This is a genomic window from Leadbetterella byssophila DSM 17132, assembly GCF_000166395.1.
Classification (GTDB): Bacteria; Bacteroidota; Bacteroidia; order Cytophagales; family Spirosomataceae; genus Leadbetterella; species Leadbetterella byssophila.
Window position 1 is genome coordinate 1,443,743 of record NC_014655.1, and the last position, 23,806, is coordinate 1,467,548.

Consider the following 23,806-nt stretch of genomic DNA (forward strand, 5'->3'; position numbering starts at 1 on the left):
TCCCTTATCTTATCTCTTTTCAGCGGCCGGTCTCTTCGGAAATTGAAAAGGTTTCTCTTTTAATAAACGTTTCACTTCTTCAATGGCCCTTTCTAATTGGACGTCAACTCCTTTTGCAAATGCCCCCAAGTCCTCATCCACATGAATGTCCGGATCTACCCCATGACCTTCTTTAAACCAGGTTCCATCCATATTATACATACGGAAAGTAGGAGAAGTCACAGATGCTCCGTCAATGAGATCAGGCGTTCCACTTATACCTATTAAACCGCCCCAAGTACGTGTTCCTATCAAGGGGCCTAATCCTTTTTTCTTAAAATAATCCGGGAAGGCATCTCCTCCTGAACCACTCCAACCGTTAATAAGCATCACTTTTGGGCCAAAATGACCTGAAGGTGGCCATTTCCAATTTTCCCCATCTCGAGTAGCCCAGCCTGCTAAAGGTTGCCTCTCTAACATCTCTATAAAACGGTCAGGGATCTGCCCTCCGTTATTAAAGCGTTCGTCTATAATGAGCGCCTTCTTATCGATCTGCGCATTAAACATACGCATCAATTCATTCTGCCCATCAATACCCGTACTTGGTACATAAATGTAGCCCACCTCTCCATTAGTAGCCTCCTCCACGCGCTTCCTCATTCCTTCAATCCAAGCCAAATTACGTAGTCTACTCTCGTCATTCATGGTCTTCACTATAGCACGCTTGGCTCCTTCTAAACTTGGCTTATCATTATATGTTAACTCTACCGCAACATTATTCAGCCCCGCGAAATAATAATACGGATCTTTATTTGTACTTATCGGCAACCCGTTTACTTCTAAGATGTAAGAGCCTTCTTTGATACCTGATTTTTCAAGAGGAGAACGCACTTCTGCGTCCCAACTGGCCCCTCTAATGATCTTTCCTACCTTATAATGATTCCCATCAGCTTGCCAATCTATCCCCAAATAACCTACTTGCTTGGATTTCGAAACTTCTAAATCTCCTCCGCTGTAATATGTATGGGAAGCATTCAATTCTCCAATTAACTCACCTAAAATGAGTGCAACATCATTTCGATTTGCAGCACCTTCTAAGACCTTCAGGTATTTCTTCTTCATACCTTCCCAGTCCACTCCATGCATATTTTTATCATAGAAGAAGTCTCTCTGAATTCTCCAAGCATCCATGAAGATTTGCTTCCACTCCGCTTTAGGGTCAATGGTAGCTATCATGGTCTTCAGGTTCATGGTTTTGTCTAACTTAGCCCCTTCATTTGGATCAATAACGCCAAATTGACCGCCCTTATTGATTAAAAGTTTATTCCGATCTCCCGAAGCCGTATATCCACCAATTCCATCTATAATGGTCTTTTCTTCTTTCTTATCAAAATCATATACTTTCAGAGAAGCCTGACCTTCCGCTCCGGTGTTAGGATACCTCATAAATATAATCTTGTTCTTATAGGCCAATAGACTTCCCAAATTTCCGGCAGGGATAGGCAGTAATTCCATTCTACTTTCCATACCTTCTAAATCAATATCTACTGTTTTTTTTGCAGGTTTTGCTGCCGCATCTCCAGACTTTCCTTCCGCCCCTTTTGTCTCTGCAGGTTTGGGTTCATCCTCCTTTATAGTAACCACATCATCTTTCAGCGCTAGGAAGGAGGTACTATCCTTACTTAATGTAATCACACCGATCTGCGAAGAGTTAGCGTAAACAAAAGTATTGTCAAAGTCGGAATAATAAGGACGAAAAGCTTGTTGTGTTACTACAAACAAATACCTACCAGAGGGATCAAAGCTTGGATTGCTGCAGGAGTAGAAACCATCAGTAATCTTAGTACTCTTACCGCTTTCCACATTATACAAGAATACTGCTCTGTGGCTGTTGGGAAGGTCTCTGGAATAAGCTATCCACCTACTATCAGAAGACCATTCGCAGGAAAACCCTGCAGTATTTCCATGACTGAATATCAAAAGCTTATCCACCTTCTTCGTGGTTTGAGTGCTCAGATCAAATACTTTAATCTCACCGGCCTGATCTATAAAACAGATCTTCTTTGAGTCAGGAGACCAATAAGGGGTATATTTAAATCCCGGACCATAGGAGGTCAATTTCTTTTTTGTCGATGGCTGTTCAATGGATTGGAGGTATAATTCATATTCTCCTGACTCATCTGACCAAAAGGCGATATTTTTACCGTTCGGAGAGTATTCAGGTGTTCTTTCTGCAATGCCCGAAGTGTTCGTCAGATTCCTAGCCACACCTTCTTTTGTAGGAAGAGAAAATACATCTCCTCTGGCTGAGAATAGGGCTCTTTTCCCATCGTAGCTCAAGGAGACACTTTGAATATATCTATCTACACTCTCCTGCCTTGGCATATAGTCGCTCATATCTGACAGGATTTGAACTTGGACAGTCTTGACTGTTTTATCCTTAATGGAATACAAATGCAACTTTCCCCCTTGCTCAAAAATAATCTCTCCATTGCCCAAGGAAGGGTAATGAATATCAAGATCCTTATAATGGGTCAACTGTTCTGTTTTACCTGTTTTGGTGTCGTAGGACCAAAGATTCATCCTTTCTTCCTTTCCTCTATCAGATAGAAAATAAAGCACATCACCGGACCACATTGGGAATTCATCTCCTCCTCCATCTTGAGGTGAAATCCTTTTGGAGGTATTATCCTTAAAATCATAGATCTGTATAGTCCCTTTGGTTCCACCTTTATATCTTTTCCAATATCTGCCTACTTGTGACATATAGACCACAGCCATTTTCGAGCCATCTGGCGAGAATGATCCAAACTCCGCATATTCTAATGGAAGTTTACTTTCAGGTCCACCTTCCTTCTTCACCTTGTAGAATTGATTGTAGCGTTGTTTACCGCTAAACCTGGCAGAGGCGAAAATAACTTCCTTCCCATCTACTGTCCAATCCACTACACGATCTTGGTAACCATGAGAAGTTAGCCTTCTGGGAGTTCCTCCCGTCACAGGAACCACATACACATCAGTATTCCCGTCATAATTTCCTGAAAAGGCTATCTCTTTTCCATCCGGAGAAAATTTAGGGTAAGTTTCTACACCCGGAGGTGAACTTAATTTCTGTGCTTGCCCTCCAGTTTTGGGCACTAGCCATAAATCATTGGCATAAGAAAATACAATGTGTGTGGAAGAAACATCCGGATACTTCATCAATGAAGCATCAACCTGGGAAAAGGCAGGAACCGCCAAGCAAGTTGCAATGGCATAATTTAGTAGATTTTTCATAAAATAAAATTTGTGTACTATGGGTCAAACTGTGGAACAAAAGTAAATCAATTTCTTATACAAAAAGAAATGACCATGGTTTTTCTGAGCATAAGTAACTAATTTCAAGAAACTTGATTTCTCTCATTCAATGTCCTACTAAGACCTCTTCATAAGTTTTTCAAAAAGATAATTAATATAAGGTCTATAATTATGTAGGAAATGTTGCAAGTACCAAAAAAAATATTGTAGGAGCAGACACCCCTTTGACCTTACTTTAAACACTAGAATTTCAAACGGGCAGGCACAAAAAAAAGGCTCCGTATCCGGAGCCTCCTGTCAAATTTAGCGATAATTATTATTTCACCGGGAAACTTACACCTACGTTTAAGCCCCAAGCGTTATTGTGGATTTTAGATTCGAGTTTTGAAATATCTACTAAACCTAGACCGTAGTGTAAGTCAGCGTTTAACCAGATCTGATTCGACAGACGAACATTAAGTCCTGCAGCAGCTTTCAGACCTGCATCCACTTTGTTATAATCGTCTTTATTTAAATTAATCTTTGTTCCTCCAAAATTGGTCAAGAACCCAACATACGGACCGGCCATTAATTTTGGTCGTACGGCTGAACCTTGTTTACCGAAATAGGCCACACCATAAACAGGAATTTGAATATAACCTGTTTTTAACACCTCAGATGAATTCGTATATTCTGTTCCCAAAGAAGTGTATAAGGCTTCAATTCTAAGACCAAATTTATCATTCTTCGAGTGATTCAAGAATGCGCCTACGTTTAAATCAGCAGCTTTCCATTTCTCAAAAGAGATATCTCCTTTTTGAACAGATGAGTTAATTCCGATCAATGGACCTATGCTTGTGGTTTGTGCGAATGTGCTGTTAATTCCTAATAGAAAAGCAAATCCTAAAATGTACTTTTTCATGATTCAAAGAGTTTAAGTGTAATTGTGTCAAAGCGTTTACTTGACATCACAAATTTAGATGTACATTCTTTGATATTGCAAATCCACATTTTCCTGAGTGGAGATTTCGCCCTATTTTTCGGTTTAAGTTTTAAGCTGAAATTAATATAGAAAGGAGCCATTTCCCCTCTTTATTCACAGATTCATAAGGTCTTTTACATTTTGTATTTTTTTGAGAATACTAGTTTTTAGATTGGCCTTAAATTTTCATTAAATTTTATTTTGCTATCCAAAAGGCATAAAAAAACCCGGCCTATAGCCGGGTTCGAGATCATTTGATTTTCGTTGTCTTTACGGGTAAACAGTTGCCCCCTTGCTTACATATGGTAATTTGGACAGAATCCTTATCATCTTCCTCCTCAGGATCATTAAACGGATCCTCATCAAAGGTTGAATCCTTGTCCACACCTCCATTTGCTGAAGCTATTTCTGCCCCATTTCTAAGCGTAGGTTTGGCATCTGATTTAACTTTGAATATAATTTCAATTATCTTTTGCTCACCAGCAGCTAGGTGGTCTATGGTTTGATTTAATTTTGCCTTTCCATCTTGGAGTGTCCAATCCGCGCTTAATAATTCTAATCCATCCGGCGCGTAGTCCACTACTTGAATATCATGCGCATCTAAGGTACCTTCGTTTTTGATGACAATTTCGAAAATCACCTCATCATTCTCCTTAAACACTGCTTTTTGACCAGATTTAACTCTCTTTTCTAAGGCTAAGTCAAATTCTCCTACTCTAATAGTGATCACTGCATCGTCGCAGTTGGTAGGGTTAGCCTTTTCACATATGGTGTAAGGCAAGGTGTAAGTACCAGGAACTGCGCCTTCCTCCACATGAACGGTTCCGTCCGGATAAAGCTTAACTTTATCATTATCTACTCCATCAAACTGTAAAGAAACGGGTTGATCAACTATAACTCCATTTACTTTTAAATCCACTAATTCAGGAAGTACCGGAGCGGAATCTAAAGAATCATTGGCAAAGATGACCGTTGGGGTGACGTATGGAACATGGGAAGATACCGTCCCAAAGTCGTCATCATTCGCTACAATAGGCAAGAATGCCTTAACTCTAATGATGATTTTAGCGTCATCACAATTGCCGGGATCTGCTACTTCACACAAGGTATAGTTCAAACTATAGGTACCTTCGGGAGTGCCTTGTTCTACACTTACCGTACCATCTTCTAGTAATTTCACACGAGAATCCTCTGTACCTGTTCCTTCATTTACTAAGGCCACTTCTCCATGTACTCCATTCACTTTCCATTCAACCTCTGAAGGTACGACCGGTGAATGATTCAAGGAATCATTCTGAAGGATAGTAAAGGAAGAAGTAAAAGGAGAAGTAGAATAAATGCTTCCAAAATCATCATCTTCTGCTACAATAGAGCTAGTTTCCTTTACGCGTATGGTAATGATAGCGTCATCGCACTTATCAGGTTGATTTCTATCACAAAGTGTATATGTTAAAGTATACGTACCTGCGGGAGCTCCTGCCTCAATGGTCACTTTCCCGTCTGGCTGGAGATAAACGCCTGGCCCGTCTAACGGCACATTGGCGTTTACTTCGGTCCCATTAACTTTCAAAATGACTTGAGAAGGATCCACAGGTTGAGCATTGAGAATATCATTCTCGAAGATGGTACCCGGAGTAGTATATGCCACAGTGGAAGTATGTGTACCAAAGTCATCATCATTCGCCTCTATTGTAGAATTTACTCCGAAATTATTACTTATTAGGTTTCCTGATGGAATAGAGAAATGTATAATTCCATCAGCACTTCCGTCTTTCGTGGCAGAGGGGCCTTCGCCTGTGGAGTACCAACCGGTAGGCAAGGAAGGCATATTTGAACCTTCAGGCGTCTGATGTAAAACTAAAGTGTAATTACCATTTGCTACATCATAGAAGGTAAATGCTCCATTTTCCACGGCTACTGTAGATAGAATATTTCCACCTCCGTCTAATAAGGAAACATACAAAGGATGGGCATATATCAAAGAACCATCCATCCCACCTGTGTGCCCGGATATTTGAGTAGGATCCGGTGCCGCATCGTGGAAAACCTTTCCTCCTACATTATTTTCTACGGTAAAGAAGCCACCTCCGGCTACGAAGTCTAAACCACCGTCATCCGTTCCGTCTGTATCTAAAGGAAATCCGGAACTAAGATCTACTAAGGCCTGGCCAGAGGCAGTGACATCATTCGCAAACAAGGAGATGCCATAAAACACTTCATCAGGACCTACTCCTAAATCTTGAAGGGTGATAAAAGTACCATAGATCTCTTGTGGGTTTATCAGTTGAGAAGGTCTAAGATTACCTCCATCACCCCCATCTCTCTGTACCACAAGGGTTTTTAAAGTGATACCTGTGCCTCCCCATGCTGAAGACCTTTCTGCGGTTTTCAGTTCACCTAATTGGCTCACTTCTCCCCCACTTAGTCCCTTGATCACAGCAAATTTGAAATTATCATTTCCTCCCCTTTCCATGACTAACATACCTGATCTATTCAGCATCAAAGAGTTAGAAGGTGCTTTAATTCCATTTTCAAAGATGAGATCAATGCGCTCCACATTATTATGTGTAGCCATATTATTGGAAAGTACATTATCTGAGCCCCTATTAAATACGTAGGAATTAATCAAGCCCTCCATATCATTCACATACTCAGGAGCCAAATAGAATTGACCATCCTCCTGGTCTCCCTCTACTTCAAAGAATGCCGTAGCCTTATTTCCGGTAACTGAGTTATCAATACGCTTCAAGGTTACTTTTGAAAATGGAGTATTTCCCTGCTCCCCTCTAACATAGGTTCTGCCGTCCACCTGAAAACTTCTAATCACCCTATTATATCCCGCTTCAGCTGCACTAAACTTACCAAAGTTCATGGTATAGCTATTAGATGGAGGATAGGGAGTTTGATATCCGGGAACAGTATAGGTATGAGGAGAAACTGATTCCTTTTCAGTAACAAACTGTGAGGGAGCTTTTTGAGCCAAAGCTACCCCAAAGAGGAGAAATAAAAATGAGAAACTGGTAAAAACCTTCTTCATAGATGTCTGATTTGAATGGGTTGTTAAACACCTTACATCAGAATCTTAGCAAAAAGCAAGCCGTTTTTACATAATGATCAAAAAAAAAGAAAAAAGCCCCTCAAAAAGGGGCTTAAGCGCAAAAAAATTATTTCCAACCGGGTGCTTTGATCTCTGTTTTCTCTCCGGAGTTGAGCACTAACCAGTTCATTTTTTCATTATTCACAAATCCTATAGGAGTCAAATCAAGGATACCTTTTATGTTTTCGTAGTCTTCCTGTTTGATGGTCATTAATAATTCATAATCCTCTCCACCATTTACTACTGCCACTACGGGATTAATATTAAATTCTGTACTGGTTTCTAAAGTAAGGTTCTCTATAGGTATGTTATCAAAGAAAACCGTAAATCCATTTCCTGAGGCTTTTGACAAATGCAGAATTTCAGAAGCGAGACCATCAGATATATCCATCATACTGGTAGGAACCACCCCCTTCTCAGCCAGTTCATGAATGATATCCATACGGGCATCCGGCTTTAACTGTTTTCCTACGAGGTAAGATTTATTCTCTAATTGAGGTTGCATATTAGGATTAGCCAGAAATTCTTGCTTTTCCCTTTCCAAAACCTGAACCCCCATATAGGCAGCACCAAGATCTCCGGTCACACAAAGGATATCGTTTTCCCTCGAGCCGCTTCTAAGAACCAGTTTATCTTTGGTTACTTCACCTAAAACAGATACTGAAATCACAATTCCGGCCCTCGATGCAGTGGTATCACCACCTACAAGATCTACATTATAAGCTTCACACCCCAGATGGATGCCTTCATATAATTCATCTACTGCTGCTAATCCAAACCTATTACTTATAGCTATAGATACCGTAATCTGTTTAGGAATACCATTCATGGCCGCAATATCAGAAACATTTACAGCCACCGCTTTGTATCCTAAATGCTTCAAAGGATGGTAGGCTAAATCAAAGTGAACACCTTCCACCATTAGATCTGTACTTAATAAGGAATAGTGCGAGCCTTGATCTATCACCGCAGCATCGTCTCCTATACCTACAAAAGAAGTAGTATTTTTCAAAGATGTTTGACTCTTAATTCTGTCTATGAGTCCAAATTCACCTAGTTCTTCAAGTTTCTTCATGATGCAAAGTTAACAAAAATATTGGTATGCTTTAGGAAGCATATTACTTCCAAAATGCCCATAATCTTATTATTAAAAAATTTTATTAATCACTTGATAACAAACTCATTCCTTTCGCTTTTCCCTCAAATGTCTATACATATGTAATTCATACACAATTCATTATTATCATTTTGACACAATTCCCCGAAACGTTACTGAACGATGGGAAGATTTTTTTTAAAAAAAATAGGATTTATACTTTTTTTTAATTCCAAAAAACCTATTACATTTGCAATGTCAAAAATGATTGTGCAATCGATAACCTATGGGGTTAAAGATTTAGAGATAAAAGTTGTGTGGATTTAGTAGCGGGAAAGGCTGGGGCGATTGCTCCAGTCCTTTTTTTTATTAGCGAAAATGATTTTCGTATGTGAGCATCGTGTACTATTTTTGTAGCATTATAGCAGGTAGAATAAATTCAATATGAGAGAAATTCAATTCAGAGATGCCGTTAAGGAAGCTATGTCCGAAGAGATGCGGAGAGACGAGACGGTTTTTTTAATGGGTGAAGAAGTTGCAGAATACAACGGTGCCTATAAAGCCAGCCAGGGCATGCTAGATGAGTTTGGCCCTAAAAGAGTTATCGACACTCCCATCGCCGAGTTAGGTTTCGCCGGTATTGGAGTAGGAGCAGCCATGAACGGTTGTAGACCTATCGTTGAATTCATGACCTTTAACTTTTCATTAGTAGCCATTGATCAAGTGATCAACAGTGCTGCTAAGATTATGGCCATGTCTGCTGGACAATATTCTTGTCCAATCGTTTTCCGTGGACCTACCGGTAACGCCGGACAGCTAGGTGCACAGCACTCCCAAAACTTTGAAAACTGGTATGCTAATACTCCAGGCCTTAAAGTAGTAGTTCCTTCTAACCCTTATGATGCAAAAGGACTATTAAAATCATCTATCCGTGATAATGACCCTGTCATCTTTATGGAGTCAGAGCAAATGTACGGTGATAAAGGCATGGTACCTGAAGGAGAATACATCATTCCTCTAGGACAAGCAAATGTAGTACAAGAAGGTACAGATGTAACCATCGTCTCTTTCGGTAAAATGATCCCAAGAGTAGTACTACCTGCCATAGAAGAGTTGAAAAAAGACGGCATCAGCGTAGAGCTGATTGACCTACGTACCGTTCGACCAATTGATTACGCTACTGTAGTTCAATCTGTGAAAAAGACGAATCGCTGCGTAGTAGTAGAAGAAGCTTGGCCTCTAGCTGCTATTTCCAGTGAAATATCTTATCACTTACAAAGAAATGCATTTGATTACTTAGACGCTCCGGTGATCAGAGTAAACAGTATGGATATTCCGCTTCACTACGCACCTACTTTGATTGAGGCCACTCTTCCAAATGTAGAACGCACAGTGAAAGCAGTAAAAGAAGTACTTTACAAGAAGTAAGAAGAACTTATTCAAAAAAATAAGCGGGTTAGCCCGCTTATTTTTTTACATATGTCTTTGAATATGTCCCAGCTTTAAAACTATCAAACTTCTCTGAAAGGTGATGATTCCCTCCTATATAGGTTATCACCTGATGAAAATCCTTCGCTTCCATATAACCCGGCACAGGTTGGATCATCCCAAACTTCTCATCTAAATACACTATACTAGGATAACTCATCTTTCCTTGTAACAAAGCTATAGCTGCTTCATGAGCTCTGTTAGCCGCATTAAACTTATATGTAGTCCCTCCTAATACCACATCTTTCTTACTTTCCGCATTAAACTTCACAGCATAATAGTTCTGATTCACGTATTTCACTACATCCGGGTCCGTAAAGGTCTTTTGATCCATTACCTTACACCAACCACACCAATCCGTGTACACATCAATCATGACCTTCTTAGGCGTGGTCTGAATCTTACTAAAAGCTTCTTCTAAGCTTATCCAATTAATCTTGGCGTTCTGTGCACTCGCTGAACCAGCAGCCAGTAGCAATAGAACCATCATTTTTTTCATATTGAACGGTATAAATACATTCATTACAACGCAAATTATGTACCAAAATATGTATTACTTTTGCATAAAAAAAATCGGCAATGCTCTCCTCCTTTCAAAATCTAGCAAAAGAATTTTTTCAGGATACCGTGAAACTTAGACGACACCTTCACGCCCATCCCGAACTGTCCTTCTTAGAAAAAGAAACCTCTGCCTTTGTAGCCAAAGAGCTACGAAACATAGGTTTAAACCCTCAGGAAGGTGTGGCGGATACCGGCGTCACGGCCCTTATTCAAGGAGAAAGAGGAGATGGACCATGCATAGCTTTACGTGCCGATATGGATGCCTTACCTATTACAGAACAAAATCAAGTTCCCTACGTATCTCAGAATCCTGGTGTAATGCACGCTTGTGGCCACGATGTACATACTTCCAGCCTCCTTACAGCAGCACGGATCCTTAATACTCTAAAAGGGAATTTTGCCGGTTCCGTAAAGTTGATTTTCCAGCCCGGAGAGGAAAAAGCTCCTGGTGGCGCTTCATTAATGATAAAAGAAGGAGTACTAAATGGAGTAAATGAGATAGTAGGACAACACGTAGCGCCAAACATACCCGTAGGTAAGATAGGTTTCAGAGAAGGCATGTATATGGCCAGCACAGACGAAATCTACATGCGTGTTCACGGAAAAGGAGGCCACGGTGCATCACCTCATACTTGCGTCGATCCTGTAGTAGTTTCCAGTCATATCATCGTGGCTTTACAACAGATCATTTCACGGAATAAAAATCCTTCTTACCCCTCCGTTCTTACCTTTGGAAAGGTGGTAGCAGAGGGAGCTACTAACATCATCCCTAACGAAGTTTACATAGAAGGCACCTTCAGATGTATGAACGAGGAATGGAGAGCAGAAGGTTTGCAAAAAATGCAAAAAATGGCAGAGAACATGGCTGAAGCCATGGGTGCCCGTTGTGAGTTTTGGGTAGTAAAAGGATATCCTTTCTTGAATAACCATCCAGAATTAACCCGAAGAATCCGTCAACATGCCACAGAGTATATGGGGGAAGAAAACATTGTAGATCTAGATTTGTGGATGGGAGGAGAAGATTTCGCTTTCTATTCTCAGGTGGTAGACGCCAGTTTCTACAGATTAGGTACCAGAAACGAAGAAAAAGGAATTATTTCAGGAGTTCATACTCCTACCTTTGACATAGACGAAAAAGCTTTGGAAATAGGCCCTGGTCTCATGGCGTACATGGCTTATAAAGAGCTTGCCTAAGCTATCTTAGGCAAGCCTTCTTCTGCTTTCGTTAAGCCGTATTTTTGGATCTTTGGATACAAATTACAAAACTCCGTGATCCCACATTCCCCACATTTAGGATTCCTTGCTATACAAGTATACCTACCGTGCAATATCAACCAATGATGGGCTTTGGGTATAATATCTCTAGATAAGTATTTTACTAATTCCTTTTCCACAGCCAGTGGGGTCTTAGACTTGGGGGAAACTAAGCCAAGTCGGTGAGAAACCCTAAAAACATGCGTATCTACTGCCATGGTAGGCTTTTGATGAATAACAGAAGCGATAACATTGGCCGTCTTTCTACCCACTCCAGGCATTTTGACCAAGTCCTCTATTGCAGAAGGAACCTCATTGTTATATTGATCCACAAGGATCTTAGCCATACCTACCAAATGTTTAGCTTTATTGTTAGGATAGGATATGCTCCGGATATATTCAAATACTTCTTCAGGCTCCGCATGTTTTAACACCCTTGCGTCCGGATACCTTGCAAATAACTCGGGAGTGACCATATTTACTCTCTTATCTGTGCATTGAGCAGATAGGATTACAGCCACCAGCAATTCATAAGGATTAGAATACATCAATTCCGTTTCCGGGTTAGGCATATGTTCTCCAAAGTAAGAGATTATACCTGCGTATCTATCTTTCTTTAACACGGCTTATAGTCGGTCTTTAAAGGTTTCGTATCCAAAGGATTTTAAGAGTTCAAATGAACCATCTTCTCTCAAAACCCCTATTGAAGGTAATCCTACCCCATTAAATGTAGTGGTCTTTACCATAGTGTAATGAATCATGTCATTGAAGACGATGGTATCTCCTTCTTTCAATTCCTGATCAAATGAGTATTCGCTCATGTAATCCCCAGCCAAGCAAGTCATCCCACCCAGTCTATACACAAATTTACCTTCTACCGCTTCAGATTCTGCTCCCCAAACCTTGGGCTTATATGGCATCTCTAAGGTGTCAGGCATATGGGCCGCAAATGAGACATCTAAGATGGCAATCTTTACCCCTAATGAGTCTACTATATCCAAGACTTTGGACCTAAGAAATCCCGTTTCCCACCCTATCGCGGAGCCGGGCTCCAGAATGACCTCAATATTATATTTTGCTTTTAGGTTTTGAATCAAACCTATCAAATGCTCGTGATCATATCCCTTTCTGGTCATCAAATGGCCTCCACCTAAATTTAACCATTTGGCTTGATGTAATAAATGACCGAATTTCCCTTCTATATGAACTAAGGTCCTCTCTAAAACGTAAGAGTCATTTTCGCAAAGCGTATGTGAATGCAAGCCTTCAATCCCTTCCGGCAAGGTATCTCCCAATAGATTCCTAGTGATTCCTAGTCTGGAACCTTTTATCGCGGGATTATACATATCTACCTCCACCTCTGCATATTCAGGATTAATCCTCAAGCCCATGGATATCTTTCTAGGGAAGGCTTTTACTTTGTCTTTGTATTTCTCGTATTGATTTAAGGAGTTAAAAGTGATATGTGAACTGTATTCCATCATTTGGTCAAACTCCTCTTCCTTATATGCCGGACAATACGTATGAGCTAAAACTCCCATTTCCTCCACAATCAGTCGGGCTTCATTTAAGGAACTGGCTGTAGCTCCAGATAAATATTGCTTTACCAATGGAAACTTAGAGTAAAAAGAAAAACCTTTCAATGCTACGATAATCTCAGCACCGGAGCGATCCTGCACGCTTTTTAATAGTTCAAGATTATTTTTAAGTAATTTTTCTTCCAATACAAATGCAGGAGATGGTATGCTTGAGAAATCGATTGCCATGTATATTTTGTTTCCTTTAAACCACAAAATTACAAAGCCTTGCAGCATTTTCCTTTCTGATTTTGAAAAATAAGTAGACCTTGGTGCTTTTGGAGTTCTGATATTTTTTTATAAACTTTCCAAAACAAACACAAAAGTTCCCTATGTCTACCGGCATAATTATAGCCCTTTGTATTCTCGTTTTAATAGCCTACTTATTTGATATTACTGCCTCCAAGACAAGGATTCCGGCAGTCATATTGCTATTGCTATTAGGTTATGCCGTTAAGGTAGTGGCTTTGACCTTAGATCTTCCTCTGCCTCCTTTGGATCCTATCTTACCCGTTTTAGGAACTATAGGTTTGATATTGATCGTATTAGAAGGGGCATTAGAGTTACAGTTGGACCGTACAAAGTTCCCCTTCATTCGGAAGAGCATGCTTTTAGCGCTTTTGCCCATATTAGGCTTAAGTTTTACCATAGCAGGGGCTTTCTACTATTTTGATGAATGTTCTTTTAAAGATGCTTTGAGCTCTGCCATTCCCTTTGCTGTCATCAGTTCGGCTATTGCTATACCTAGTGCCCGAACTCTGGATAAGGAAAACAGATCATTCGTCACCTATGAAAGTAGTTTTTCAGATATTTTCGGAGTGATATTGTTCAATTTTGTTACTGAAAATGACCATATAGGTACAGGAACCTGGGGGCAATTTATCTGGCAAATTCTGCTGATCTTAGTTATCTCTTTTGTCGCCACTTTGCTTTTGGCCCTTTTTATGAACAATATCAGGCACCATATCAAGTTCGCCCCTATCATTGTTATCATCATTCTTATATACTTCGTATCCAAAGTTTACCATCTTCCGGCTCTGATCTTTATCCTTCTTTTCGGCCTGTTCCTAGAGAACATAGATGAATTACAGGATTACAAGTTCTTTAAGAAGTTCCATCCGGAAAGGTTCAGTACAGAGGTCCATAAATTTAAGGAACTAACTGGGGAATTCGCCTTCCTGGTGCGTGCTTCCTTTTTTATTTTATTCGGATTCCTATTGGAAAGATCAGAGATACTAAACCATGCTACCATAGCCTGGGCTATTGGTATCACGGCTACCATCTTCTTATTCCGAGGCATTTTCCTTAAACTTTTCCGCTTGCCCTTAAAACCCTTGGTGTTTATGGCACCTCGGGGACTGATCACCATTTTACTTTTCTTATCCATTCCGGCCTCGAAACAGATTGCTATTGCTAACAAATCACTAGTGATTCAAGTCATTATACTTTGTGCCTTAGTGATGATGATAGGCTTAATGAAAAATTCTAACAATGAAACTGAACATCAAACACCTTAATGGAGGTGCTTCCGCAACCTTAGAAATTGAAAACGGCATTATAAAAAACATACTTCCCTTAGAAAGTACAACTTATGACTATATCCATCTGGCACCTGCACTCGTAGATGCACACATCAATGGAGGTGAACAGTTGCACTTTACCGCAAATCCCACAGAAGAAACACTCTGGGATATGCATTATGCGGCAGCAAAAAATGGAGTTGGCTACCAAATCCCGGCATTGATTACCTCAGACTTGGAAACCCTGTTTAAAGGCATAGAAACTGTACAAGAATTCAGGCAGAAGAACCCGGAACAGAGCATCATAGGTTTACATCTAGAAGGTCCTTTCATTTCGATTGAGAAAAGAGGTGCTCATTTAACGGAGTACATCCGCAAACCTGAACTAAGCCTGATTAATGAGATCCTTTCTGCAGCTAAAGGAATGCCCTTGATGATGACCATCGCTCCAGAACATTTTGATAATGACACCATATCTTATCTATTGGAAAAAGGCGTAATAGTATCCGTAGGTCATTCAAATTGTACCTATGAAAGGGCTATGGAAGCATTTGGATTGGGAGTCAAATGGATCACCCATTTGTTTAACGCCATGTCTCCCTTTACCCATAGGGCACCGGGATTAGCCGGAGCAGCGCTGAGTCATCCAGAAGTGTACTGTCCCATCATACCAGATGGAGTACATGTGCATCATGCTACTGTTAAATTGGCTCTAAAACTAAAGAAAGATAAGATATTCTTCATTTCAGATGCGCTATTCCAAAATGGGCTAAAAACCCATTTCCAATGGAGAGCCTTTGATGCAAAACTTTTAGACGGAAAATATATAAATTCAGACGGAAACCTAGCAGGGGCCAATATTTCAATGGCAGATGCCCTATTTACAGGGGTTCATGAATATGGCTTAAGTCTAAGTGACAGTCTAAGAAAATGTACTTCCTTACCGGCAGAAGCCCTGGGCTTACCTATAGGAAGAATAGAAGTGGGCCATCCGGCAAAATTCATTACTTTTGACGAAAATTTCGAGGACATTCAATTGCTATGCGTGAAGAACTGATTAAGGCGTTAGAGCTTGTGTTGGAGGGAAACTGGGATGAGGCCCATGAAATTGCGCAGTCAAAAGAAGGACAAGCAGAGTATGACCGCGTACATGCCCTACTGCATAGAATAGAAGGAGATGAATGGAATGCCCGTTACTGGTATAATCGATGTGGAATTCCATTCCCTAAAATAAGTACCGAAGAAGAAGCAAAAATGCTTCTTCAACAGTATCATTTTTTATAAATCTTCTCCCCTACAGGTACTTCTATAGGTAAGTTATTCTCTCTGGGTGGCACAGGACAAACAAATGATTCCTCATAGGCACAGTAGAAATTATGACTATGGTTAAAATCTACTGTCAATCTTTTGCCCACTAGTTTCCCCTTTTCAATATTAATATATCTGCCTCCTCCGTAGGTACCAGAACCGTTAGTCCTGTCTTTAAATGGTAGAAGATAGTTTGCCCCTTCATCAAAAACCAATAGCCTGAAAGACTGACCCTCAACCTCAATGGTAGCATAACCCGCTAAATGTGCAGTTTCTAAACTATCATTAGTCATTTGAAGCTTGAACTCCCTGTCATTTTCTGCTTTTTCGAACTTCGCCTCAAGAACCCATTTTTCATCAGGAGCGTAGAAATCAAAGCCAGCTTTAGTTTTTACCGGACTATCCTTCATAGTGACCATCGAATTTTTATACGCTTCCCTGTCCTTCTCAGCTAATTCTGCATAAGTAGGTGCTCCGCTAAACATATAATAGGCTATTAATCCTACTCCTAACACGATTATTCCCAAAACAAATTTATTCCTAAACATTATCCTGTAATTTTGTACACTTTTATACAAAGATACCATGTTTACAGGAATTGTAGAAACCTTAGCTCAGGTGAAGCATATTGAACCTATGGGTTCCGGATTAACCTTTGAATTAGAAAGCTCCATAACAAGTGAATTAAAAGTAGATCAAAGTGTGAGTCACAATGGGGTTTGTTTGACGGTAGAAAAAATAAATGGACACTCATATCAGGTCACAGCTATTGCGGAAACCTTAAATAAGACTACTCTAGGGAAATTGAAAGTTGGAGATAAAGTGAATCTGGAAAGATGTCTTCGCTCTGACGGGAGATTTGACGGGCATATCGTTCAGGGTCATGTGGATCAAACGGGTACATGTGATAAAATCACAGACTTAGGAGGAAGCTGGCAATTAGACTTCAGTTATGATGCTTCACTAGGGAATGTCACTGTAGAGAAAGGCTCCATTTGTTTAAATGGCATCAGCTTGACCGTATTTAATTCCGAGCACGGCAAGTTCACAGTAGCTATCATTCCTTATACTTGGGAGCACACGAACTTAAAAGGCTTAGAAGAGGGCTCTGAAGTGAATTTGGAGTTTGATATAGTGGGTAAATACATTGCCCGATTAGCACGTCCCTTCCAATAAAAAAATTGGTTTTTCGTTAATATCCCATTAATTTGCAATCGCATAAGGCTCTAGCATGGCAAAATTTAGTACCAATACTAAAACAGATGTTTTAATCCACTTGGGAATCATAATAGCTTCCCTACTAATCTTATTTTTCGGCTTCTTTTTTATCTATCTACCGTGGAGTACGAACCATGGAGAAGCCGTTCAAGTACCCAAAATAGAAGGTTTAACACTAGATGAGGCTAAAAAAGAGTTAGATAGAGCGGGTTTAGATTACGAAGTGAGTGACTCCGTATTTAAAGCTGGAGCAAAACCTTTGAGTATAATAAGCTTATACCCCAAAGCTGGCTCTACGGTGAAATCTAACAGAAAGGTATTTTTAACCGTAGCTGCAGTTTCCGCACCTTTAGTAAAACTTCCCAATATCATAGGAAGATCCACTATTAGTGGGAAAAACCAATTACTCAGTGCTGGTTTAGAATTCGACCAAGAAGAGAAGATTCCAGCGCTTGAAGAGAACACTATTCTGAAAGTTAAAATCGGCAATAGAGAACTTCAACCAGGAGACGAAGTACCAAAAGGGTCTAAGATCATTTTTGTAGTGGGTGACGGTTATGCCGACCAAAAAATAGATATGCCTGATGTAGTAGGAATGGAACAAGAAGAAGCTGATTTACTACTAACAGGATTAGGTTTGAGTGTAGGTCAGATCATATCTGAGCCTTCTTCTGCTCCGGCCGGAACGGTTATCAGACAGCGTCCGGCAGCAGGACCGGAAAATAAGATCAGACTTGGAGCACCCGTAGATCTTTGGGTATCCGCAGGAGGAGAATAAACATTTATATATATGGAAGAGAATTTTGATATCACTGCCGCCCAACTAAAAGAACTATTAGAAGGGAACGAACCTATCCAACTTTTGGATGTACGAAATCCGGACGAGTTTGAGGCAGACAATCTAGGTGGAACATTGATTCCTTTAGGGGACTTACCTTTTGAGTTAGATCAATTGGAAAGCTGGAAAGGCAAAGATATTTATATCCACTGCAGAAGCGGTGCAAGATCAGCCCGAGCCAAAGAGATGCTTTTGGCAGAAGGCTTTGAAAAAGTACATAACGTTTTAGGAGGAATCCTAGCCTACAGGGAGCTTTAAGAGCTCCCTTTTTTTTAAGGTGCTTTTAATCCTAATTAAATCCCGCTTTAAGCCCGCTGGCTTTACTTTGTATCAAAAGAAAGTGTGAATGAAAAAAGTAAAGTTAGCGATTCTCTTTTTACTCTTTGGTGCTAGTGCCTTTGCCCAAACTCCGTACAAGACAGCTCTGGGTTTAGGTATTGACGTAGGAGACGGGTCATCCTTCTTTGGCCCCCAAATCAAACATGTGTTCGGAAAAAATGCCGCTATCCAAGGGCAAGTGATGTTCTCCGACTACAACTTTATGTATATCGGTGCAGATTACCAATACGTAAAGAATTTCCCTGATACTCGAGGCTTCGCATGGTATGTGGGTGTGGGACCTCAACTGGGCTTTAATACTAACCACGGTGATTATACCGAATTTGCGCTACGTCCACAAGCTGGTCTAGAATTTAAACTACCTGAAGTACCTCTAGGCCTACACTTCGATTGGAAACCTTGGTGGCGCTTGAATCACGGGAGTCATTTCACTCCGGGAAGATTCTCCATCGGAATAAAATTCATCATGAAGTAAACCACCACTTCCTGCATAAATCCAGACAATGAGAAAGGGGCTTATATGCCCCTTTTATTTTATCCAATCTTTGGTATTCAGTACAAATAAAGAAGCAGGCCTATCTCCATAAAAGCTTATCAGAAATACCTTCCCATAGTCACTTTCATCCAACTCTTCCATCTTTGCTTCAGGCACAAAGTAATTTATCAAGTGATGTATAGTGTTACTATGACCTGCTACAATGACGCTTTTCTGTCCTGACTCCTGAATTTTAGCCAATAAGCCTTTGCCGTCCACAGGAGGATAGTCTCTTATGGCCAGTTGATTCTTTACTGCCACCTTTTCAATGGTCTGATGGGTGCGTTTAAATGGAGTAGCATATGCTCCATCAAATGACTCATTCTCCAAAAATCTCCCCAAAGCTTCGGCATAATTCTTACCCTCCGCACTTAGATCAGGATCCCTACTTGTATTATCTGATTTAACAGAATGTCTAACCAGCACCACCTTGATTTGTGCTTGAGATCCCATCGCCGCGAACAGTAGTAAAAAAGTGAAGAAAATACGCATAAGTAAAAGTTTTTTATTGAAGTTAAAACATAATTTTTCACCTGATGCTAGATACGAATCAGTTTTTTAGTAATTTCCATCCAACTCCCACGAAAATACAATGAGATATTTATTCATTTGTCTACTTTTCCTAACGGCATGTACCAGAGAAAATAAGAACATTGCAGAAGCCCCTCCAATGTCTGATTCCCTTACAGCTCATTATCACAAGCTATTTTTCGAAATAGATTACCCCACTCAGGATCTTGAAGAATGGCTGAATAGAAAATTTGACCAAGTTATTGTAGATAAGTATATTCCTAGAGACGATAAAGACTCTGTAAGATTAGTGGTTACTAAGCCCAAAAAAATTCAACTTAAAATCGTAGGAGATTCCGTGAATGTACTTTTTCCTCTTGACATTACTGTAGTGGCAGACAAGGAGAAAAAATCAGGGAAAGTTAAGGAACGACAAGTGACAGGGGAATTAAATCTTCATTTGAACATCAAACCAGATGTGAATGAGCATTGGGATATAGTAGCCAAGTCCGTACTCAAAAAGCACGAATGGGTACGAAAGCCTAAATTGAAAGTTGGAAATGTAGAACTAGGTATAAAATTCATTGTAGATCACCTTCTGAGAAAAGAAGTTAATACCCTTACAGAAAACCTAGATAAAGCCTTAGAAGAGAAGGTAAACCTAAAAAAAGGGATTAATAAGACCTGGATTAATATCCAAAAGCCCATGCCCATCATCAAGAAAGACAGTTCTATACTGTACTTTAAGATTGATCCGAAGTCAATAGCCGGTAGAATTTTGGTGACACCTAAGGGATTCCTGTTCAAATTAGCAGTAGATACCCGTGCCCTAATACATGTAGATTCCATGTCAGTAAGTAAGGCATTACCCCTACCTCCTTTTAAGAATTTAGATAGATTTACGCCTGACTCGAACCGACTGGAGGTCTTGGCCAGAATACCACTACAATTCATAAATAAAGAGCTTGTACAATCCTTGCTTCCCTACGAATTTGACAATAAAGTAATGAAGTTAGTAATCAATTCCGTTACCATGAGGGGGGCTGACAGGAAGATTGTACTGCATCTAGGAGTATCAGGAAGTGCAGAAGGAAATATTACCATTGTAGGCCAGCCTAATTACGATCCGAATAACAGGCAACTCACCATTAAGGAGCTCGACTATGATTTAGAAAGCGATAACGTAGTGGTAAAACTTTTGGACACTAAACTAAAAGAAAATCTACTAGCATATGTTACAGAGAAAGTGGTTCTAAATGTAGGGAATCAAGTAAATAATCTACCTGAATATCTCAATAACACCATCAATCAAGGTAGATCAGCCGATAAATTCAACATGAATTTCGAAGAAATAATCATCGAAGACCTGGAGTACCTCATCAACGAAAATGAATTACAAATCAAGATACATAGTAAAACCAAGTTCGATTTGTCACTGAAACGACTTCCGGTAAAGAAGAAATTGAGAATAAGGTAAGTCCGGAACCTTTCCGGACTATAACAAAATGGCTTCTAACTCCAAAGGAAAACTAAAAGCTACACTCACGGGGCAGGTATCTTTAGCTTTCTTGGCTATTTGTTGGAAATCTCCATCCCCTATTCCCGGTACCTTCGCTTTCAAGGAAAGGTGGGACAACGCTATCTTCCCGTCCTCAAAAGTTATTGTAGCCTGAGTTTCTAAGACTTCCGGCTTAAATCCTGCTTCTGTTAAGTCCGCGGATAACTTCATGGTAAAACAACCCGCATGGGCCGCTGCCAATAATTCCTCCGGATTAGTCCCTATCCCTTCGGCAAACCGACTGTTAAAGGAATACTGGGTTTGATTCAAAACTGTGCTGGCTGTGGTTAAATGACCACTACCCTCTTTCAATGTGCCGTTCCATACGGCCGTTGCCTTTCTTTTCATGTCCTTTTTAATTTAAGGTAATGTGTGATATCTCTGTAAGTATACGTAAATTTGAATAAAGAAACAGTAAGTTTCGAGAATTAATCCGAATCCAGTTGTATATATGGAAATAAGTTCGGATATTTGCAGCCCGAAATGGATTGAAAAAGAACTTAATTAATAGCGTTATGTCTAAGGTATGTCAAATAAGCGGAAAGAGAACAAGAACTGGTAACCATGTTTCTCACGCTAACAATAAAGTTAAGCGTAAATTTTATCCAAACCTGAAAACGAAGAAATTCTTCCTAGAGTCTGAAGGTGTATGGGTAGAACTAAAAGTGGCTACAAGTGTAATTCGTACCATTAATAAAAATGGTTTAGAAAAAACTATCTTGAAAGCAGCTCGTAAAGGAACACTTTCTTTGTAAGACTTTAGTGAAATGTTTTTTAGGGTTGGGTGGCAGAGACATCCGACCTTTTTTATTATCTTTTATTTGCGGTATCAATCACTAAAGTCACCGGTCCGTCATTTTGGATTTCCACTTTCATGTCTGCACCGAAAATGCCGCATTCCACTTTCTTCCCAAGCATTTCTGAAAGTACTTCCTTCATCTTTTCGTACATTGGAATTGCTTTTTCTGGTCGGGCAGCTTCTATAAACGAAGGCCTATTTCCCTTTTTGGTACTTCCTAAAAGAGTAAATTGAGAGATCAAAAGAATATTTCCGTCTACATCCTTCAGGTCTTTGTTCATTTTGCCTTCTTCGTCTGAAAAAACCCTTAGACCTACCATCTTCTTCGCCAGCCACTGTAAATCCTCTTCCGTGTCATTTTCTGACACTCCCAAGAGAACATTGAACCCAACTCCTATTTGACCTACGATCTCCCCCTCCACTTTTACGGAAGATGAACTAACTCTTTGAACTACGGCAATCATTGAAGATTTAAAAGACTTGAAGCAATTAAAAAATAGGTACCAATACCGATGAGGTCATTGGCAGTAGTAATAAAGGGACCTGAAGCTATAGCAGGATTAACCCCAAATTTTTCTAATACTAGAGGGGTGATAGTCCCCATAAATGAGGCTAAGATCACCACAGAGATCAGAGAAAGGAACACCACCCAAAATAAATCAGGCTCTCCAATTATGTATACATAAACTCCGGCAACAATACCTACAATAATACCATTAATCAAAGCTACCTGGACAACCTTCACCAAACGTTGACCTAAACTCATTTCCAAAGGTGTCTTTTCTGATAAGGATTGCACTATCAAAGAACTGGTTTGAATCCCCACATTCCCTCCTGTAGATCCCATTATAGGAATAAACATGGCCAATGCAGAAATCCGGGCGAGAATATTCTCAAACTGATGAATGACAGAGGCTGCCATCAAACTCCCAAATACACCAATCACAAGCCAGGGAATACGGGATTTGGCCAACTTCCACACGGAATCATCTTCTTCTACGTCATCAGTGATACCGGCCATTTTTTGGATATCATCCTCTGCTTTCTCCGTGATAAAGTCAATCACGTCATCAATCATAATGACCCCTAAAAGCCGCCCTAAAGCATTCACCACAGGAATGGCTTCTAAGTCATACTTCTGCATGATTTGGGCCACCTCATCCCCGCTTTTAGTGGTATCCACGTAAACTATGTCTTCTTCGAAGATATTTTCTACTCGGGTATTTCTTCTAGCTAATACCAATTGTTTTAGAGAAACTATGCCTTTCAATATCTGATGATCATCCACCACATATACGGCATACACCTTATCGACGTTTTCAGCCTGGTCCCGAATCTCTTCTACGCATTCGCTCACCGTCTGACCCATCTTCACCTTCACTAACTCTTTCTGCATCAAACCTCCGGCTACATCTTCCGGATAATGCATCAAATCAATGATAAAACGGGCTTGCTCACGGTCTTCCAGGGAAGCTATGATCTTTTCTCTGAACTCTATGGGCAATTGATTCAGAAGGTCCACCGCATCATCTGAATCAAATAAGTTTACGTAGGTGGAGATCTCTTCTACCGTAAACTGTTCTTTGATGAATTTTTTGAGGTCTTCTTTCTCAATGTTAGAAAGCACTTCTGCCCCTTTTTCGGTGTCAAGAAGTTGTAATAAATAATGGGCTTGCTCCCCATTGACCTCATATAAAATGGCAGCAATATCTGCAGGAAAATGCTCCTCCAGCTCTGCAGTTAAATATTCAGTATTACGATTCTCAATAGCCTCCTCTATGGCTAAGAGATATTCCTTGGTTAACTCGAAAGCTGCCATTCTCTCGGTATTTTTAGCAAAGTTACACCGAAATTTCCATAAGCGAAGCAGG

23 protein-coding genes are annotated in these 23,806 nt (G+C 40.1%); 11 read left to right on the forward strand and 12 right to left on the reverse strand.

What is annotated here, in order from left to right:
• Positions 1–9: 9 nt before the first annotated feature.
• The 4 genes from LBYS_RS06950 to thiL all read right to left on the reverse strand — a co-directional run bounded on the left by LBYS_RS06950 (position 10) and on the right by thiL (position 8,409).
• Positions 10–3,255 (reverse strand): S41 family peptidase, encoded by a 3,246-nt coding sequence (locus LBYS_RS06950; RefSeq protein ID WP_013408161.1) that lies wholly within the window; start codon positions 3,253–3,255, stop codon positions 10–12.
• A 337-nt stretch (positions 3,256–3,592) separates the two neighbouring features.
• Complete coding sequence (locus tag LBYS_RS06955; RefSeq protein WP_013408162.1) at positions 3,593–4,177, reverse strand: porin family protein; 585 nt, start codon at positions 4,175–4,177, stop codon at positions 3,593–3,595.
• A gap of 310 nt (positions 4,178–4,487) precedes the next feature.
• The gene (locus tag LBYS_RS06960) at positions 4,488–7,274 is read right to left on the reverse strand and encodes a DUF11 domain-containing protein (protein WP_013408163.1); all 2,787 of its coding nucleotides are present in this window, start codon (positions 7,272–7,274) and stop codon (positions 4,488–4,490) included.
• A 127-nt stretch (positions 7,275–7,401) separates the two neighbouring features.
• Positions 7,402–8,409, reverse strand: coding sequence for a thiamine-phosphate kinase (gene thiL / locus LBYS_RS06965; protein ID WP_013408164.1), 1,008 nt, complete (start codon positions 8,407–8,409; stop codon positions 7,402–7,404).
• 465 nt (positions 8,410–8,874) lie between these two features.
• On the opposite strand from thiL, the gene LBYS_RS06970 reads away from it, so the two are divergent.
• Positions 8,875–9,858 (forward strand): pyruvate dehydrogenase complex E1 component subunit beta, encoded by a 984-nt coding sequence (locus LBYS_RS06970; RefSeq protein WP_013408165.1) that lies wholly within the window; start codon positions 8,875–8,877, stop codon positions 9,856–9,858.
• A gap of 37 nt (positions 9,859–9,895) precedes the next feature.
• Here LBYS_RS06970 and LBYS_RS06975 read toward each other — a convergent pair whose 3' ends face one another.
• On the reverse strand, positions 9,896–10,441 hold the full coding sequence (locus LBYS_RS06975; RefSeq protein ID WP_013408166.1) for a thioredoxin family protein: 546 nt from the start codon (positions 10,439–10,441) through the stop codon (positions 9,896–9,898).
• A gap of 56 nt (positions 10,442–10,497) precedes the next feature.
• Here LBYS_RS06975 and LBYS_RS06980 point away from each other — a divergent pair, with 56 nt between their 5' ends.
• Positions 10,498–11,673: a M20 metallopeptidase family protein gene (locus LBYS_RS06980; protein ID WP_013408167.1), complete on the forward strand. Its 1,176-nt coding sequence runs from the start codon at positions 10,498–10,500 to the stop codon at positions 11,671–11,673.
• Here the strand turns inward: LBYS_RS06980 and nth are convergent.
• On the reverse strand, positions 11,670–12,356 hold the full coding sequence (gene nth / locus LBYS_RS06985; RefSeq protein ID WP_013408168.1) for an endonuclease III: 687 nt from the start codon (positions 12,354–12,356) through the stop codon (positions 11,670–11,672). The two genes, LBYS_RS06980 and nth, sit on opposite strands and share 4 nt — an antisense overlap.
• Before the next feature lie 3 nt (positions 12,357–12,359).
• Positions 12,360–13,499 (reverse strand): carboxynorspermidine decarboxylase, encoded by a 1,140-nt coding sequence (gene nspC / locus LBYS_RS06990; protein ID WP_013408169.1) that lies wholly within the window; start codon positions 13,497–13,499, stop codon positions 12,360–12,362.
• A 143-nt stretch (positions 13,500–13,642) separates the two neighbouring features.
• Here nspC and LBYS_RS06995 point away from each other — a divergent pair, with 143 nt between their 5' ends.
• The 3 genes from LBYS_RS06995 to LBYS_RS07005 are packed head-to-tail and all read left to right on the forward strand — an operon-like array spanning position 13,643 to position 16,114.
• Positions 13,643–14,827 carry a cation:proton antiporter gene (locus LBYS_RS06995; protein ID WP_013408170.1) on the forward strand — a complete coding sequence of 395 codons (1,185 nt, stop codon included), beginning with the start codon at positions 13,643–13,645 and terminating at the stop codon, positions 14,825–14,827.
• Positions 14,802–15,887: an N-acetylglucosamine-6-phosphate deacetylase gene (nagA, locus tag LBYS_RS07000; protein WP_013408171.1), complete on the forward strand. Its 1,086-nt coding sequence runs from the start codon at positions 14,802–14,804 to the stop codon at positions 15,885–15,887. The genes LBYS_RS06995 and nagA overlap by 26 nt, the downstream gene beginning before the upstream one ends.
• On the forward strand, positions 15,872–16,114 hold the full coding sequence (locus LBYS_RS07005; RefSeq protein ID WP_013408172.1) for a hypothetical protein: 243 nt from the start codon (positions 15,872–15,874) through the stop codon (positions 16,112–16,114). Before nagA ends, LBYS_RS07005 begins: the two co-directional genes overlap by 16 nt.
• On the opposite strand, the gene LBYS_RS07010 is transcribed toward LBYS_RS07005, so the two are convergent.
• Positions 16,102–16,686: a DUF1684 domain-containing protein gene (locus LBYS_RS07010; protein ID WP_013408173.1), complete on the reverse strand. Its 585-nt coding sequence runs from the start codon at positions 16,684–16,686 to the stop codon at positions 16,102–16,104. The genes LBYS_RS07005 and LBYS_RS07010 overlap by 13 nt on opposite strands.
• Before the next feature lie 37 nt (positions 16,687–16,723).
• Here LBYS_RS07010 and LBYS_RS07015 point away from each other — a divergent pair, with 37 nt between their 5' ends.
• From LBYS_RS07015 to LBYS_RS07030, 4 genes are all read left to right on the forward strand, one after another.
• Positions 16,724–17,314, forward strand: a complete 591-nt coding sequence (locus LBYS_RS07015) for a riboflavin synthase (protein ID WP_013408174.1) — start codon at positions 16,724–16,726, stop codon at positions 17,312–17,314.
• 55 nt (positions 17,315–17,369) lie between these two features.
• A complete protein-coding gene (locus LBYS_RS07020) occupies positions 17,370–18,134 on the forward strand; it encodes a PASTA domain-containing protein (RefSeq protein ID WP_013408175.1) in 765 nt (254 codons plus the stop codon).
• A gap of 12 nt (positions 18,135–18,146) precedes the next feature.
• The gene (locus LBYS_RS07025) at positions 18,147–18,452 is read left to right on the forward strand and encodes a rhodanese-like domain-containing protein (protein ID WP_013408176.1); all 306 of its coding nucleotides are present in this window, start codon (positions 18,147–18,149) and stop codon (positions 18,450–18,452) included.
• A gap of 88 nt (positions 18,453–18,540) precedes the next feature.
• Positions 18,541–19,008 (forward strand): hypothetical protein, encoded by a 468-nt coding sequence (locus LBYS_RS07030; RefSeq protein ID WP_013408177.1) that lies wholly within the window; start codon positions 18,541–18,543, stop codon positions 19,006–19,008.
• Positions 19,009–19,062: 54 nt separating this feature from the next.
• Here the strand turns inward: LBYS_RS07030 and LBYS_RS07035 are convergent, their stop codons facing one another.
• Entirely contained in the window at positions 19,063–19,560 is a 498-nt protein-coding gene (locus tag LBYS_RS07035; RefSeq protein ID WP_013408178.1) for a phosphoglycerate mutase family protein, read from the reverse strand.
• A gap of 100 nt (positions 19,561–19,660) precedes the next feature.
• Here LBYS_RS07035 and LBYS_RS07040 point away from each other — a divergent pair, with 100 nt between their 5' ends.
• A complete protein-coding gene (locus tag LBYS_RS07040; RefSeq protein WP_013408179.1) occupies positions 19,661–21,055 on the forward strand; it encodes a DUF4403 family protein in 1,395 nt (464 codons plus the stop codon).
• A gap of 18 nt (positions 21,056–21,073) precedes the next feature.
• Here LBYS_RS07040 and LBYS_RS07045 read toward each other — a convergent pair whose 3' ends face one another.
• Positions 21,074–21,484, reverse strand: a complete 411-nt coding sequence (locus LBYS_RS07045; RefSeq protein WP_013408180.1) for an OsmC family protein — start codon at positions 21,482–21,484, stop codon at positions 21,074–21,076.
• 167 nt (positions 21,485–21,651) lie between these two features.
• Between LBYS_RS07045 and rpmB the strand changes: the two genes are divergently transcribed.
• Positions 21,652–21,891 carry a 50S ribosomal protein L28 gene (gene rpmB / locus LBYS_RS07050; RefSeq protein WP_013408181.1) on the forward strand — a complete coding sequence of 80 codons (240 nt, stop codon included), beginning with the start codon at positions 21,652–21,654 and terminating at the stop codon, positions 21,889–21,891.
• A gap of 55 nt (positions 21,892–21,946) precedes the next feature.
• Here the strand turns inward: rpmB and dtd are convergent, their stop codons facing one another.
• Positions 21,947–22,399, reverse strand: coding sequence for a D-aminoacyl-tRNA deacylase (gene dtd, locus LBYS_RS07055; protein ID WP_013408182.1), 453 nt, complete (start codon positions 22,397–22,399; stop codon positions 21,947–21,949).
• The gene (gene mgtE / locus LBYS_RS07060; RefSeq protein WP_013408183.1) at positions 22,396–23,754 is read right to left on the reverse strand and encodes a magnesium transporter; all 1,359 of its coding nucleotides are present in this window, start codon (positions 23,752–23,754) and stop codon (positions 22,396–22,398) included. The genes dtd and mgtE overlap by 4 nt, the downstream gene beginning before the upstream one ends.
• Positions 23,755–23,806: the final 52 nt, after the last annotated feature.